17 protein-coding genes are annotated in these 15,321 nt (G+C 41.5%); 5 read left to right on the top strand and 12 right to left on the bottom strand.

Annotated features, from left to right (window positions below):
* Nucleotides 1–14: 14 nt before the first annotated feature.
* From CRO16_RS10565 to CRO16_RS10550, 4 genes are read right to left on the bottom strand one after another with little or no spacing between them, the layout of a single operon-like run.
* Nucleotides 15–674, bottom strand: a complete 660-nt coding sequence (locus tag CRO16_RS10565; RefSeq protein WP_097056339.1) for a YggS family pyridoxal phosphate-dependent enzyme — start codon at nt 672–674, stop codon at nt 15–17.
* Nucleotides 675–685: 11 nt separating this feature from the next.
* Nucleotides 686–1,921, bottom strand: a complete 1,236-nt coding sequence (locus CRO16_RS10560) for a DUF1015 domain-containing protein (RefSeq protein ID WP_097056338.1) — start codon at nt 1,919–1,921, stop codon at nt 686–688.
* Nucleotides 1,922–1,956: 35 nt separating this feature from the next.
* On the bottom strand, nt 1,957–2,847 hold the full coding sequence (locus CRO16_RS10555; RefSeq protein WP_097056337.1) for a 3-hydroxyacyl-CoA dehydrogenase family protein: 891 nt from the start codon (nt 2,845–2,847) through the stop codon (nt 1,957–1,959).
* Nucleotides 2,848–2,859: 12 nt separating this feature from the next.
* Nucleotides 2,860–3,819 (bottom strand): Gfo/Idh/MocA family protein, encoded by a 960-nt coding sequence (locus CRO16_RS10550; RefSeq protein ID WP_097056336.1) that lies wholly within the window; start codon nt 3,817–3,819, stop codon nt 2,860–2,862.
* Nucleotides 3,820–3,957: 138 nt separating this feature from the next.
* On the opposite strand from CRO16_RS10550, the gene CRO16_RS10545 reads away from it, so the two are divergent.
* Nucleotides 3,958–4,602 carry a protein-L-isoaspartate(D-aspartate) O-methyltransferase gene (locus tag CRO16_RS10545; protein ID WP_097056462.1) on the top strand — a complete coding sequence of 215 codons (645 nt, stop codon included), beginning with the start codon at nt 3,958–3,960 and terminating at the stop codon, nt 4,600–4,602.
* Between the two features lie 87 nt (nt 4,603–4,689).
* Here CRO16_RS10545 and CRO16_RS10540 read toward each other — a convergent pair whose 3' ends face one another.
* From CRO16_RS10540 to smpB, 3 genes are all read right to left on the bottom strand, one after another.
* Nucleotides 4,690–5,034, bottom strand: a complete 345-nt coding sequence (locus CRO16_RS10540) for a hypothetical protein (RefSeq protein WP_143544512.1) — start codon at nt 5,032–5,034, stop codon at nt 4,690–4,692.
* A gap of 111 nt (nt 5,035–5,145) precedes the next feature.
* Complete coding sequence (locus tag CRO16_RS10535; protein ID WP_097056334.1) at nt 5,146–6,168, bottom strand: hypothetical protein; 1,023 nt, start codon at nt 6,166–6,168, stop codon at nt 5,146–5,148.
* Between the two features lie 311 nt (nt 6,169–6,479).
* Nucleotides 6,480–6,935, bottom strand: coding sequence for an SsrA-binding protein SmpB (gene smpB / locus CRO16_RS10530; protein WP_097056333.1), 456 nt, complete (start codon nt 6,933–6,935; stop codon nt 6,480–6,482).
* A gap of 123 nt (nt 6,936–7,058) precedes the next feature.
* On the opposite strand from smpB, the gene CRO16_RS10525 reads away from it, so the two are divergent.
* Complete coding sequence (locus CRO16_RS10525) at nt 7,059–7,805, top strand: DUF6503 family protein (RefSeq protein ID WP_097056332.1); 747 nt, start codon at nt 7,059–7,061, stop codon at nt 7,803–7,805.
* 10 nt (nt 7,806–7,815) lie between these two features.
* Here CRO16_RS10525 and CRO16_RS10520 read toward each other — a convergent pair whose 3' ends face one another.
* From CRO16_RS10520 to CRO16_RS10510, 3 genes are read right to left on the bottom strand one after another with little or no spacing between them, the layout of a single operon-like run.
* The gene (locus CRO16_RS10520) at nt 7,816–8,352 is read right to left on the bottom strand and encodes a glycosyl-4,4'-diaponeurosporenoate acyltransferase CrtO family protein (protein WP_097056331.1); all 537 of its coding nucleotides are present in this window, start codon (nt 8,350–8,352) and stop codon (nt 7,816–7,818) included.
* A gap of 40 nt (nt 8,353–8,392) precedes the next feature.
* On the bottom strand, nt 8,393–8,911 hold the full coding sequence (locus CRO16_RS10515) for a SixA phosphatase family protein (protein WP_097056330.1): 519 nt from the start codon (nt 8,909–8,911) through the stop codon (nt 8,393–8,395).
* A gap of 4 nt (nt 8,912–8,915) precedes the next feature.
* A complete protein-coding gene (locus CRO16_RS10510) occupies nt 8,916–10,016 on the bottom strand; it encodes an esterase-like activity of phytase family protein (protein WP_097056329.1) in 1,101 nt (366 codons plus the stop codon).
* 101 nt (nt 10,017–10,117) lie between these two features.
* On the opposite strand from CRO16_RS10510, the gene CRO16_RS10505 reads away from it, so the two are divergent.
* Nucleotides 10,118–10,303 (top strand): CsbD family protein, encoded by a 186-nt coding sequence (locus tag CRO16_RS10505; protein WP_097056328.1) that lies wholly within the window; start codon nt 10,118–10,120, stop codon nt 10,301–10,303.
* Nucleotides 10,304–10,364: 61 nt separating this feature from the next.
* Here the strand turns inward: CRO16_RS10505 and clpB are convergent, their stop codons facing one another.
* Nucleotides 10,365–12,968, bottom strand: coding sequence for an ATP-dependent chaperone ClpB (gene clpB / locus CRO16_RS10500; protein ID WP_097056327.1), 2,604 nt, complete (start codon nt 12,966–12,968; stop codon nt 10,365–10,367).
* Between the two features lie 193 nt (nt 12,969–13,161).
* Here clpB and ytxJ point away from each other — a divergent pair, with 193 nt between their 5' ends.
* Together ytxJ and CRO16_RS10490 are read left to right on the top strand one after the other, a co-directional pair.
* Nucleotides 13,162–13,563 (top strand): bacillithiol system redox-active protein YtxJ, encoded by a 402-nt coding sequence (gene ytxJ / locus CRO16_RS10495; RefSeq protein ID WP_097056326.1) that lies wholly within the window; start codon nt 13,162–13,164, stop codon nt 13,561–13,563.
* Nucleotides 13,564–13,684: 121 nt separating this feature from the next.
* Nucleotides 13,685–13,891 (top strand): hypothetical protein, encoded by a 207-nt coding sequence (locus CRO16_RS10490; protein WP_097056325.1) that lies wholly within the window; start codon nt 13,685–13,687, stop codon nt 13,889–13,891.
* A 67-nt stretch (nt 13,892–13,958) separates the two neighbouring features.
* On the opposite strand, the gene fahA is transcribed toward CRO16_RS10490, so the two are convergent.
* Entirely contained in the window at nt 13,959–15,245 is a 1,287-nt protein-coding gene (fahA, locus tag CRO16_RS10485) for a fumarylacetoacetase (RefSeq protein ID WP_097056324.1), read from the bottom strand.
* Nucleotides 15,246–15,321: the final 76 nt, after the last annotated feature.

Below are 15,321 nucleotides of genomic sequence, written 5' to 3'. Positions count from 1 at the left end.
ATACTTCTCTCCTGTTATTGGTAATTTCTTTCTCCAAAAATGGAACTTCCCACTCTTATCATGGTACTCCCGCAGTCAATGGCAATTTTATAATCACCACTCATTCCCATCGATAAAATTGTAAAGGAATTATACCTGGATTTCAAATCTTCAAAAGTAGTACTTAAAAAGCTGAATTCCTCTTTTATTTGCTCTTCATTTTCTGTGAAGGTCGCCATACCCATCAAGCCAACTACTTTAACATGAGTCATTTTGCGGTAGGCCTCCGACTGAAGGATACTTTCTACTTCATCAACATTTATTCCATATTTGGTGTCTTCTTCGGCTATTTTGATCTGCAAAAGACAGTTGATCGTACGGTCATATTTTGCTGCCTGTTTTTCTATCTCCTTTAGCAACTTTAGAGAATCGACGGCATGAATAAGTTCCACGAATTCTGCCATATATTTCACCTTGTTCCTTTGGACATGGCCCACCATATGCCACTCGATATCTTTGGGAAGTTTCTCCCATTTTTCGGTCATTTCCTGGATCTTGTTCTCTCCAAAAATACGTTGCCCGGCTTCATAGGCGGCTAAAATGTCCTTTTCGGGCTTCGTTTTGGAAATGGCTACCAGGGTTACTTCTTCCGGAATTTCAGCTTTAATTCGTTTTAGATTTTCAGCGATATTCATAAACAATTGTTTCAGAATTCATACACGGTAAGGCCGCTTCTCAGCTTAGGTTCAATGCAAGTACTTTTGGGAGGCATGGTGAGACCTGCATCTGCAATAAGCTTGATCTCTTCGAAAGTGAGGGGAAGCATTCCAAAGCCAACAGCAAATTCACCTTCATCCACCAGCTTTTTCACCTCAAAAGTGTCATTTCTCCCCGGAAGATAAGATATTCTGCGGTCATTTTTAAGATCTTCAATGCCTAAGAGGGGTTTTAAAACCTTTATGAAAAGGATATAGGGATCCAAAGTGCTCAAAGAATCTGTAAATTCGTAATTGGTTTTTCGCAGGTAGAGAGAATAATAATTTCCATCCAAATACATCGAAAAATGATGTTTTTTGGAAGGTTTATAAAATTCTGTCCCCCTGTTCTCTATCCTGAACCACTCATCAAGCTGCATCAAAAATTCCTTTTTCCCCAGTCCGTTTAAATCGCGCACGAGTCGGTTAAATTCGTAAAGCTTTAGATTGCTTTCAGCGATCATATAGCTTAAAAAGAAATTGTAAGGCTCCTTACCGGTATGGTTGGGATTATTTTCCCGTGACTCCCTCGCCAGCAACCATGACGATGCGCTGCGATGGTGACCATCGGCGATGTAAACTGCAGGAATTCGCTCAAATTCAGTTTTAATAAGTTCAGTTCTAATGGGATCGTCAACCACCCATAAATAGTGGATATCCCTGTTGAGGGAGGAGAACTCATATTCCGGGCGCTCCTGCATTACTTCCGCAGTGATCTTATTGATCACCTCGCTATCGGGGTAGGTGAGCAGCACAGGCTCCGTATTGAAGCCAACCGTATGGAGATAATCCTTAAACAATTGTTCGCGATGGGAGATAGTATCCTCGTGTTTCCGTATGATATTGTTTTCGTAGTCATCAACACTGGTGGCAGCAATAATTCCACAGTACACCTGCTTTCTGGAAATAGTTTTATAGATATAATAAGCCGGTTTTTCATCCTGAATAAAGACTTCTTCTTCTTTGAACTCCAGGTACCGGTTCTTTACCAGCTGAAAGCGTTCACTACCTGAAATTTCCTTCTGAAATTTATATCCCGGATTGATGATATGTAAAAAAGAAAAGGGATTGTGCTCCAGCTGAAATCTTACCTCTTCCACCGAATATTCCTGATAAGGACGGGAAGCGACAAGACCCACCTTGTCCCGTGACGGCCGTACCGCCTTAAAGGGAATTATATGTGCCAAATGCTGCTAATTAATTGATTTGAAAAAATGCATTTTTAAGAGGCGAATTGTTTGGAAACCTTTTCGGCCTTTCTGCTTTCGGAATAGTCATAAAAACCTTCACCCGACTTGGCACCAAGTTTTCCTGCCTGTACCATATTCACTAACAAGGGACAGGGAGCATATTTAGGATTTTTAAAGCCACTGTACATCACTTCCAGGATCGAAAGACATACGTCAAGACCAATAAAGTCGGCAAGCTGAAGCGGCCCCATAGGATGCGCCATTCCCAATTTCATAACTGTATCGATCTCCTGCACTCCGGCCACGCCATTGTAAAGCGTTTCGATAGATTCGTTGATCATTGGCATAAGGATCCTGTTAGCAACAAATCCGGGATAATCATTTACTTCAACAGGCTCTTTTCTGAGCTTTTTTGAGAGGTCCATAATTGCTGAAGTCACTTCATCGCTGGTGTTATACCCGCGAATGATCTCTACCAGCTTCATTACCGGTACCGGATTCATAAAATGCATTCCTATGACCCTCTCAGGATTAGAGACCACAGAAGCTATCCTGGTGATGGAAATAGAGGAGGTGTTAGTGGCAAGCACAGTCTCTGCCGAACAAAATTCATCCAGTTGCTGAAAGATCTTCAGTTTTAGATCCACATTTTCTGTAGCTGCTTCCACTACCAGGTCCACATCTTTGACGCCTTCGGCAAGATGTGTATGAGTGGTAATATTGTTGAGGGTGTTTGTTTTATCTTCTTCAGAGATCTTTTCTTTTGCAACCATCCTGTCGAGGTTGCCCGAGATAGTGTTCATTCCTTTTTCAAGGCTTTTTTGTGAAATGTCAATAAGATTAGTTTTATAACCAAACTGGGCAAAAGTATGGGCAATTCCGTTACCCATAGTTCCTGCGCCAATCACTGCAATATTTTTCATAAATGTAGTTCGTTAAAATGAGTTTATAATTTGTTTAGCCACTTTTAAAGCCCTGGTGCCATGCTCCAGACTCACAATAGGAGTGGTATCATTTTCAATAGCATCGGCAAAGGAATTTAGCTCATCTAAAATGGCATTATTTGGATTCACCTGAGGATTATCAAAATAGATCTGTTTCTTGAGACCTTCTGCATTTTGAAGGATCATGTCAAAATCTCCCGGAACTTCAGGAGCATCTTTCATCTTTACCACCTCGCATTTCTTCTCCAGAAAATCTACTGAAATATAGGCGTCTTTCTGAAAGAAGCGCGCCTTCCGCATATTCTTGAGAGAGATTCTGCTGGCGGTAAGATTGGCCACACATCCATTTTCAAATTTGATGCGGGCGTTGGCGATATCGGGCGTTTCACTGATGACCGAAACTCCGCTTGCACTAATCTCTTTAACTTCAGATTTTACCACGCTTAGAATAGCATCAATATCATGGATCATCAGGTCAAGGACTACAGGAACATCAGTTCCGCGGGGATTGAATTCGGCCAGGCGGTGAGCTTCGATAAACATCGGGTTTTCGATCTTTTCGGCAACTGCAGTGAAGGCTGGATTAAATCGCTCCACATGTCCTACCTGTCCCTTCACGTTATTTTGTTTCGCCAGGGCTACCAACTCTTCGGCTTCTTCCACCGTGTTGGTAATGGGCTTTTCAATAAACAGATGTTTTCCTGCGAGTATAGTTTTCTTTCCCACTTCAAAGTGAGAAAGGGTGGGAGTGACCACATCTACCACATCAACTGCGGCGATGAGGGCATCAAGATCGTTAAAATATTTATAGCCTAATTCCCCTTCCAGCTTTCGGCCACCGGCTTCTTCAATATCGTAAAATCCTACCAGTTCGTATTTTTCAGACTCCTTGAGTAACCTAAGGTGAATTTTTCCTAAGTGTCCTGCACCCAGGACGCCGGCTTTGAGCATAATTTTCAGGTTTTCAACAAAAATAATATTTCTCCCTCTAAAGCCAATGCCATTTTAGAGCTAATAAGCTGCCGGACTTCCATTTTTTCTTTAACCTAAGTTAATCTTTATGTAATTTTGGCCCTCAAACGGGAAAAGGTGCGAAAGGATACGCTAAAACATCAGGGCAAAAGACAACAACTTGCTAAGGTTGTTGAAAGTAAGGGCATAAAAGATGAGAAGGTGCTGGAGGCTATAAAAAAGATCCCCAGGCATTTGTTCATGGACAGCAGTTTTGAGGATCATGCTTACCAGGACAAGGCTTTTCCTATCGCTGCAGATCAAACTATTTCCCAGCCTTATACTGTTGCTTTTCAAACGGAAGTTTTACAGGTGAAAAAGGGAGATTCTGTTCTCGAAATAGGTACCGGGAGTGGGTATCAAACCGCTGTGCTCTGTGAGCTTGGTGCAAAGGTGTACAGCATTGAAAGACAGCAGGAGTTGTTTAAAAAAACAAAGTTATTCCTTTCAAAAATTGGTTACAGGCCGCGTTATCTGGCTTTTGGAGACGGTTATAAAGGCCTGCCCGATTATGCTCCTTTTGACAGGATCATCGTTACCGCCGGCGCTCCTTTTGTCCCGAAGCCATTGCTGAGTCAGTTAAAAGTGGGTGGCCGCATGGTCATCCCGGTAGGGAAGGACCTGCAGGTGATGACCCTCTTCGAAAGAAAATCTGAAACCGAATTTGAAAAAACCGAGTTAGGAAATTTTAGGTTTGTTCCGTTGCTGGAAGACAAGAATTAGTAATCAGTGATTAGTGGGGCAGTGCGAGGTGATTAAATAGAATATATAACAAACCGTCTCCTTTTTTGAGACGGTTTGTTAATGATTTTATCTACAGAAAGAAAGATTATCTGTAAAGATCGTATTGTTATGGCCTTCAATAGAGGACTCACCGAAAACAATGACTGAGCGAATACCTTCTGCTTCTAAATTAAATTCCAAACATCCGCTGGCATCTTCCTCCAGGACTAACGTTTGTGAAGTGATAATTTCACCTGAACCATTTTCACCGCTGTAGGCTGTTACAGAAATAGTATCCTGATCTTCACCATAATCCCCGGAAACCAGAGATACCGTCTTCACAGGGGTTGAAAAATTGAATAATACAGATGCATAGGGATAATTTAAACTATGCAAGACATTTTCGCTACAGTTACCTGGCAAAATTTTCATCGCATTTTCCGGATATCCGGGGCCCGCCAAGATACTTACGTCATAGGCTGAATAAGATTCAGAATTAAAAGGGGGCAGGGAATCTAAATCTTCAAAATCAATTCTAGTACATTAAAGACCTTCTTCAGGCACATCTAAAAGAACGGGAGAATCATCCAGATTACAGTTTCCTTCTCTAAAATGATAGTATTCCACTTCATCTTCTCCATTGAAAAGAGCTGTTACATCTGCATCAGAGATCAACCCGCTTCTAATGAGAGTTCCTTCTTCGCCAGGGTATAGTAAAGTGATTTCGAGATAATATTCATCCAAACCAGGGCCGTCGGGCAAGGTAATACATAACGGAACTGCTGCTGTCTCTGCATAATCTTCATAATCGGTTACGACAATTGCATTTTCCTCATCATCATAAAGCATTTCTCCTTTGGGATCAAGTGGATTATGGCTGTACTTCCAAACATCTACACTAAACGACACGTACTCTGCATGGCGACCGGTTTCATCGCAGTAGTTTCCAAATATGCAGAATTCTATGAGTTGAATTCCGTTAAGGTCATAGAAGAGATAACCATATTGATTCACAATACGGTCGTCAAAACAAACCACTTCTACATTTTGATATTTTTTTACACCTGCACCTAAATTGATGTCCATTGGCAGCGACTGCTCCACCATGTCATCGATTCCGCCAGGGCTGTTGTCATCCATGGGTGCTATCCACAAAACATTTGCATCTGCATCAAGAACTGTAAAATATTGCAGGGTATAGATGCCAGGGTTCAATTCCAGAGTAGCAGATTCTTCAGTAAAGTAATCCGGAGCGCCGTCACCATTGGTGTCTGGAGCATTGGGGTTAAGATCCAACCTTAAAGGATTGCTTTCTGAACCGGCTACATAAACGTCTCCATTAGAAAGTATGATCTCAACAAACGCAGGTGTGCCAACAGTACATTCGGGAATGTCTAAATCCGCCTGTTTGCTATGATTTTTTGGAATGAGATCGTTTATTTGAGTTTGAAAAGATAAATAGGCTTTTTCATCGTCCTTGATTGCTGCATCCTCTTCTTTGCTACACGAGGTAAAAATAAGGGCAATAGCCATGAGAAATCCGGTTAGAAGTTTTGTCTTCTTCATAATTTATTGGTTTTGATTAATATAGAATGGTTAATATTTCAAAACTTAAATTCCCGGAACCGGTGGGATCTTTCCGAAACAACATGGAGGGGCTATAGGAATTGAATTCCTAATGAATAGGGTAGGGTAAAATTGTGAAGCTAAATATAGTGAGCTGCAGCTAAAGAGGCAATGGGTGAAAACCAGTAGTTTGAGTTGTCAGTGTTCGGTGTTCAATGATCAGTAAAATGGAGGCAGAAAGATTATGGGAATTGGAATTTGGTGCCTGGAATTTGGAGTTTTAATTAAATAAATCACTCCCTACTCAAAAACTATTTGTATTCTTTTTTAATTCTGTCAAGCTTGCGTTTGCTGTCTCTTTCCTTAATTACCTCGCGTTTGTCATAAAGTTTTTTACCCTTGGCAAGAGCGATCTGTAGCTTTGCCAGTCCGCGGTCGTTGATGAAGAGGCGTAGCGGAACAATGGTGAGTCCGGAATTCTTTACTTCCTTCTCAAGTTTTTTAAGTTCCTTGCGGTTAAGGAGCAACTTACGGGCGTGCTTTGGGTCGTGGTTAAAATAGGTGGCATGAGAATATTCCTGAACCGTCATATTGACCACGAACAATTCATTGTTGGAGAATTCACAAAAACTTTCGGCAATTGACGCTTTACCTTCTCTTATGGCTTTGATCTCGGTACCCGCCAATTTAATTCCCGCGGTATATTTGTCGAGGATCTCATACTCGAACTTCGCCTTCCGGTTTTTGATGTTAATGTCATTCTTCATAATCACAAAAGTAACAAGCTTTAGTGAAAATCCACTGCCTTTAGGGAATTCTTAAAAGCTTCGGGCATCCGATTCTTTATTTTGAACCGATTTCAGTAATTTTACAGCCTCCAAAATCCTATTATGAACAAATATTTATTTTTCCTTTTCTTTTTGATCCTTGCCTCCTGCAATTCTTCCGAAGAAAGATCTGAGGCTGAACAAATCATCGATAAGGTGATCGAAAAAGCGGGTGGAGAAAAATACGCCAAGGCAGACATTGAATTCACTTTCCGAAAAACCAGATACACCAGCAACAGGGAGGACGGAAAATACGAATATACCCGAAATATCACCGATTCTACCGGCACCACCTATTATGATGTGCTCAATAACGAAGGTTTTACCAGATATCACCAGGATGAAAAAGTGAAAATTTCAGACTCACTTGCCGGAGTGTATGCTGAAAGTGTGAACGCAGTGCATTATTTTGTCCAGCTACCTTATGGTTTAAATGATCCCGCGGTGATAAAGGAGTTAGTAGGAGAGGATACTATCAACAATAAAGCTTATCAGGAAATAAGGGTCACTTTTAAGGAAGAAGGCGGCGGAAAGGATCATGAAGATGAATACATGTATTGGGTCAACAAGGAGGATCTAACCATTGATTTCCTGGCTTACAGATTTTTTGTAAATGATGGAGGCATCAGGTTCAGAAAAGCTGTGAATCCAAGAGTGGTGAAAGGCATTCGCTTTGTTGATTATGAAAATTATAAAACCGATGATCTTTCGGTGCAGCTGGAAGATCTGGACGAAATGTTCCAAAAAGGTCAATTAACAAAGGTCTCTGATATCAAAAACGAAGATCTGAAAGTAGAAATAAAAGAATAGTTTTTAATAGTTACACTGCTTCAGCCGGCATCTTGTGCAGCAGTCTTCTATACCTGGGCCTGTTATAACGCTGCACAAAGACGGGATAAGCGTTAAGCAGGAGATTCAGGATTATTAACCATCGCGCTTCCTTAAGGGAATCTGCCACTATGAAAGTGACAAAGCATACGATCATGAAGATCACGGTGTGACCTGCTTCTGAACTTCGGGATTTAAATTCGGCATGTTCTAAAGAGCTTCTGCTATACCTCATTTTATTCTCCTTTATTCTCAATTTTTCCCATCCAGTCCAAACAAGAAGTTTTCGGTAAAAATTTACCCCAAGATATTTATAAACAGCTCCTTCTTTTTCAAATTTCAGGGAGTCAAAATAAGCGGATTCATATTTCCAGTTGAAAGTAGCATCTATATAGGTATACCAGGTCATTAGCACAAAATTGAGCACCCATGCAAAAACAAAGCCTGTAGTACCTAAAAACTTACCTGTATAATAACAGAACAGGAAAGATAAAGCTGAAGCCAGCCCTGCCTTGATCCATTTGAACATGCCTTAGATAAGAGGTGTCAAAAATGCCATTTTTGAAGCCTTAGTTGATAAACTGCACCTCTGAAGTCTTTTCGCCTTCGGGAGAAACTGTTACCATAAACACGCTTCCATATTCGTTTTCATCAAGAGCCTGATATTTCTCTTCTCCTAAAATTTTGTTTACGAAAGCGGGGTTTGTGTTACTATGTCCTACCACGAGAACAGTTTTTCCTTTAGTTTTTTTCTGAAAAGCGGCATCATTTAAATTTCTTGGATCGTAGAACTCCACTTCTTTTCCCTGAGAAGCTGCGATCTTAGAAGCTGTTGTGCGGGTTCTATCGTAATTGGTAGAAAGGATGATGTCAAATTGCACATCCTCGAAATATTCCACCCATTTCTCTGCTCTTTGCTCTCCCACAGCCGAAAGTTTGGGATCCTTGTTCTGTGGATCGCTGTCATCTTTTTCGGCGTGTCGAATAAAGAAATAAGTAGTAGAATTTTCCTGCACAGGCTGCCCAATTTTATCGTTCGGGGAACCGAAAGATAAAAACGAAAAAAGTAAGATCAAAAATGGATTCATAATTTTAGTTTTTAGAAGTATACTCCATAAGGATCACCTGGTTAAGCTGCTTGCCCATAGAGTTGAAGTTGTTATCTGAAATTAAAATTAGACTTTTATTTCCATTGGGCAGCACAGGTCCAAAAGTAATTCCTTCAATATTATCAATGATCTCCTGACTCAAATAATCCTTTGCCCATTTAAAGTCGTAAAGCAATGTTTTTTTTGCAGGGTTATTAAAGGATACCCGGAGGTTATTGATGTCTAAAGTGTTAGTGGCCAGGCTGGCATCCACATCAAAGATTCGGACCGTATTCCCGTTCTGTCCATGCCCGGCAACAAAGCCGCGTTCAAGGACCAGGAACTTGTCCGGAGCGTATTCTAAAAGGTCCGTTACCCCGTTTACCGCGAAATATAGCCAGGGAACCTTTGCTATGCGCTCAAGCCTGTACGGGAATTGTTTGGTAGCCTTTCCGGTTGTCTTATCAAAATAGGTGATCCTTACCGGAGATTTGGTTGGATAAAGTTTTGCCTTAGGCCCGTCTGTCTCCAGCGGAAGCTCCATAGCCACCCAGACCCCTTTACCGTCATAAGAAGCAGCAAGACCTTCAAAAGTGCCATTGTTACGGGGCTTTTTAATACTTTCGGCTAACAGATTTTCGGGCACTGCAAAAGACTCGACATATTTTCCCTCTTCAGAAACTTTAAAGACCATTGGATCTTTTCCGTTTTTAATGTTGCCCTCGCTGGTAAGCAGAAACTCACCGGATTTAGCATCGAATAAAATACTTTCCAGATCAAGATGTTTATCTTTAAGAGCACCACTGTCTTTTTCAAGAAGGATTACATCATTAATAGCAATGGTATCTATTTTTTCTTCAGCAATAGAAAGTTTGGCAACATAGATCCTGGGATTGGAAGGCTGATCGCTCACCAGGTAATATTTCCCCTCGTGATGATCTATTCCTGAAAGTCCCCCTACGCTTGTCCCTTTAACTTCAAGATCCTCGGGGAGATTATAATCATGTAAAAACTGTACCTCAACGTTTGCGGTGCGTCCCACCCTGGTACTTTTACATCCTACTGTAAATACGGCAATAAAAATGATTAAAAGGCTCTTCTTCATGCCGCTAAAAATAACAAAATCTTGGGAGGAAAATATGATTATTTTAGGGAGAGCATCTACTTATAATAACTAATTTTCTTATTCATTAAAAACAGATAGTTATGAATAATGACCAATTAGAAGGAAAATGGAAACAGATCAAAGGTGAATTTAAACAAAAATATGGTGATCTCACCGATGATGATGTAACTTACACTGAGGGTAAATTTGATGAGTTATTAGGACGCCTTCAGGAAAAGACCGGCCGCGACAAAGAAGAACTGAAGCGCGAGATCGACAGATGGTAAGCCCTGAAGTAGTCAAATAAAAAACGGCCCCTGTTTTTACGGGGCCGTTTTTCATTCAGGTTTAGCTTTCTGCTATTTCTTCCTGGTTTCTAAAGACCAGTTCCTCATCAAAAGCATCCAGCAGAATTATACTGTCTGTATGTACTCTTCCACTTAAGATCTCTTTTGACAACTTATTAAGTACCTCTTTTTGAATGGTACGTTTTACCGGTCTTGCGCCATATTGGGGATCAAATCCTTTTTTTGCCAGATCTGAGATCGCCTCTTCGGTAGCATCCAGGGTGATACCCTGTTTTGCCAGCATCTTAGTAACGCTCTTAAGTTGTAACCCCACGATGGCTTTAATGTCTTTTTTGGTAAGTGGGGTAAACATCACAATATCATCGATCCTGTTGATAAACTCGGGCCGCACACTCTGCTTTAACAAAGCCAGAACCTCTGTCTTGGCGCTTTCCATCGCAGCGTCTATATCCTTAATGGTTTCAAATTTCTCCTGAATGATGTGAGAGCCAATATTTGAAGTCATGATAATGATGGTATTCTTAAAGTCTGCAAGACGACCTTTGTTGTCTGTTAGCCTTCCTTCATCCAACACCTGTAAAAGAATATTGAAAGTGTCCGGATGGGCTTTCTCTATCTCATCAAGCAGAACCACAGAATACGGTTTCCTACGCACAGCTTCAGTTAACTGCCCGCCTTCATCGTAGCCAATATATCCCGGAGGTGCACCTACAAGCCTGCTTACTGCATGTCGCTCCTGGTACTCACTCATATCTATCCTGGTCATTGCGCTTTCGTCATCGAACAGGTAATCTGCAAGTGCTTTGGCAAGTTCTGTCTTACCAACCCCTGTTGTACCCAGGAAGAGGAAGGAACCTATAGGTTTCTTTTGATCCTGCAGTCCTGCACGACTACGGCGAACGGCATCACTCACAGCCTGAATTGCTTCTTCCTGCCCCACAACCCTGCGGTGCAATTCATCCTCTAATTTTAGCAGCTTTTCTCGTTCGCTCTGCAGCATTTTGGTTACGGGAATTCCGGTCCATTTTGCGACTACTTCGGCGATATCTTCATTGGTGACCTCTTCCTTGATCATGGATTTACCTTTTTGATTTTCCTCCAGCTGCTTTTGAAGTTCGGTAAGTCTTTCCTGTTCTTCCTTGATTTTTCCGTAGCGTAACTCGGCAACTTTTCCGTAATTACCTTCCCGCTCGGCTCGTTCGGCCTCAAGTTTAAATTCTTCGATCTTTGATTTAGCCGTCTGTATATTATCGACTACATCTTTTTCATTTTTCCACTGTGCATGCAACTCGTTACGCTCATCTTTAAAGTTGGCAAGATCTGCACGCAAAGTCTTTAATTTATTTTCGTCATTTTCACGTTTAATGGCCTCCATTTCGATCTCCAGCTGCATGATCTTACGATCCAGCACATCAAGTTCCTCGGGTTTGGAATTGATCTCCATTCGCAGTCTTGAAGCAGCTTCATCCATAAGGTCAATAGCCTTGTCTGGCAGGAACCTGTTGGTGATGTAACGCTGGGATAATTCTACGGCAGCAATGATCGCCTCATCTTTGATCCTCACCTTATGGTGAGTTTCATATTTTTCCTTGATCCCACGAAGAATAGAGATCGCACTTTCGGTATCGGGTTCATCTACCATGACTTTTTGAAAACGGCGTTCCAGGGCTTTATCCTTTTCAAAATACTTCTGGTATTCATCCAAAGTAGTTGCCCCAATGGCTCTAAGTTCCCCACGGGCCAAAGCCGGTTTAAGGATGTTTGCCGCATCCATGGCGCCCTGACCGCCCCCGGCACCCACCAGGGTGTGGATCTCGTCGATGAACAATACAATATTTCCTTCGCTGGAAGTTACCTCCTTGATCACTGCCTTCAGCCGCTCTTCAAATTCTCCTTTATATTTTGCCCCGGCTATCAAAGCCCCCATGTCGAGGGAATAGATCTGCTTATCCTTAAGATTTTCCGGAATATCTCCTGCAATGATCCTGTGGGCCAAACCTTCAGCAATCGCTGTTTTACCTACCCCGGGTTCTCCCACCAGCATCGGGTTGTTCTTTGTTCTCCTGGAAAGAATCTGTAGCACTCTTCTTATTTCTTCGTCCCTTCCAATCACCGGGTCCAGCTTACCTTCCTCTGCAAGCTTGTTGAGATGATTGGCGTATTTATTCAGGGAGTTATAGGTTTCTTCGGCACTTTGTGAGGTAACTTTTTCACCTTTCCGAAGTTCCTGTATAGCGGCCTTTAAACCCTTTTCGGTAGCTCCCTGATCTTTCAGGATCTGCGCTACTTTACTGGAGGATCCAAAAATGGCTAAGATGAGGTGTTCTACAGAGACAAATTCATCTTCCATTTTCTTAGCTACTGTCGAAGCATCATTGATGGTGCGGGACGCTTCTCTCGAAAGCATAATATCTCCGCCGCTTACCTTCGGAAAGCTTTTTAAAGTATTGTCAAGTATTTGCTGAAAAAGCCCCACATTGATATTGAGTTTTTTCAGAAGGAATGGGGTTACATTCTCATCTACTAAAGTGATAGCTTTAAATATATGTTCGTTCTCGATTTGCTGATGTCCCAATTCCTGAGCCAGCTGCTGGGCCTGTTGAATTGCCTCCTGGCTTTTAATAGTAAAATTGTTGAGATTCATAGTTGTTGTTTTTCTTCAGAATTAGCAAAGCATGTACCAGCTGGGAGGAGCAGACAAAATGGCTGGTAATCATTGTTTTTGGGTGACTTTTTGTCTCTTATAAAGATACTAAACTTCGGCCTAAATTTCTGAGAACTCATTATAAATTGTTATTTTACAAAGTGAATTGATGATTTAACTAAAGCCGTGAAAAATGGGATTATTTGATAAAGTTTTTAAAAGCGAAAGAGACATTGTAAAAAAGGAAATCGAGGAAGTGCCCTGGCACGCTTTGACTGAAAGCAAGCAGCTGGAAGAGATCGAAGAAGAATCGGAAAAGATGCCGGTGGTGGTCTTCAAACATTCTACCCGGTGCGGAATCAGCCGGATGGTACTTAATAATTTTGAACGAAGTTACGACCTCCCAAAGGATAAGAAAGTGAAGCTGTATATGCTGGACCTTATCGCAAATAGAAATATTTCCAACGAAGTTGCAGAGCGTTTTAAGGTGAGACATGAAAGTCCACAAATGATCATATTGAAGGATCGTCAGGTGGTGCATCACGCCTCCCATCAGGGAATAGATCTTCAGGATGTAAGGACGCAGGTTAAGTAGGAACAGGAATTTATGTTAAACGATAAAATCCAGTTAAAAGATTTATAATCAGTTTTTTGGAAGTTTTTAATGTGGGTATATTGAAAACTGAAATTTAAATTATTAACCAAAAAATTGTATTATGGAAGAAAGAAGAGAAGACCGTAACAGGCAAGACCGTCAAGAAGAACAAAGACGTCATCAACAGGAAGAAGAAAGAAGAAACCCATCTCAACAAGCTGCCGGTAGCGACCGTGAAAAGCAAAGAGAAGAGGATTCTGAAAGAGAAAGAGATATGGAGCGGGAACGCAACAGAGAAGACAGAAACAGTAGAAAGGATAGATTGTAATCTGCTGTATCCTCAAAAATTAAGAGCCGCAAATTGCGGCTCTTTTTATTTTTAATTTTGAAGAAATTTATTTCTTCTTTGGTTCAAAAACGGGTAATAGTTTGGTGCTTACTTCCCCGAATCCAATTCGGTATCCATTTTGACAGTAACCACGCATGATTACGGTATCGTTGTCTTCAATGAATTTGCGCTCGCTGCCATCCTTAAGTTTTACAGGCTTCTCACCTTTCCAGGACAGTTCAAGCATTGATCCATAAGAGTCGGGGGTAGGCCCCGAAATAGTCCCGGATCCCATCATATCTCCCGAAATTACAGGACATCCATTCACGGTATGGTGAGCCAGCTGCTGACTCATATTCCAATACATATATTTGAAATTTGATTTTGATACCCTTGTTTCTTCGCCATTCTCCGGCTGTATGAATACTTCCAGGTTAATATCGAAGCTTTTTTTCCCGGTAGATTGCAGGTAAGGCAGCAATTTCTTTTCGGGCTTTGGGCTTTCAACTCTAAAAGGTTCAAGAGCATCAAGAGTTACGATCCAGGGAGAAATAGAAGATGCAAAGTTCTTCGCAAGGAATGGCCCAAGAGGCACATATTCCCAGGTTTGGATATCCCGGGCACTCCAGTCGTTGAACAGTACCAGTCCAAAAATGTAATCTTCGGCCTCGTCTATAGGAATGGGTTCTCCCAGGTGATTCGCATCTGTGGTAATAAAGGCCATTTCCAGTTCAAAATCCACTCTTTGAGAAGGTCCGAAAACTGGTTCGTCAGCATCTTTGGGTTTTGTTTGTCCCTGAGGCCGGTGAATAGGAATGCCGCTTGGGATTATTGAAGAGCTTCTTCCGTGGTAACCTACGGGAATGTGAAGCCAGTTCGGTAATAGGGCATTTTCAGGATCACGGAACATAGTTCCCACATTGGTTGCATGTTCTTTACTGGAATAGAAGTCGGTATAATCGCCAACCTGTACCGGTAACTGCATTTCGATCTCATCGAGACCAAAAAGAACTACCTGCCGGTGTTCTTCATTGTCACGTAATTTATCATTATTAGCATCAAAAACTTCGGCAATTCTGTTTCTTACCAGTCGCCAGGTTTTTTTTCCGTCAGAAATAAAATCGTTGAGCGTATCCTGCAGGAAAATATCATCGGTAAGGGGAATACCTTCAAAATAGCCTAATTGATGCAGGGCACCCAGGTCTATTGCGGTATCGCCAATTCGGGTTCCAATGGTAATAATGTCGTCTCTGGTCAAGAAGACGCCAAAGGGAATATTTTGAATAGGAAAATCTGAATTTTCGGGTACTTGCAGCCAGGTTTTACGGGTAGGGTCGTTAGCTGAAATGGACATAATAAATGTTGGTATTTTGTTAAAATCAATTCGAACCAAATATATTATTTTCTAACTAAGGACCGAATGTTTTTGC

Origin of the sequence: Salinimicrobium sediminis, assembly GCF_900215295.1 — a bacterium.
Lineage (GTDB): Bacteria > Bacteroidota > Bacteroidia > Flavobacteriales > Flavobacteriaceae > Salinimicrobium > Salinimicrobium sediminis.
The sequence above is the reverse complement of the archived record's forward strand: the minus strand, read 5'-3'. Positions and strand labels throughout refer to the sequence as shown.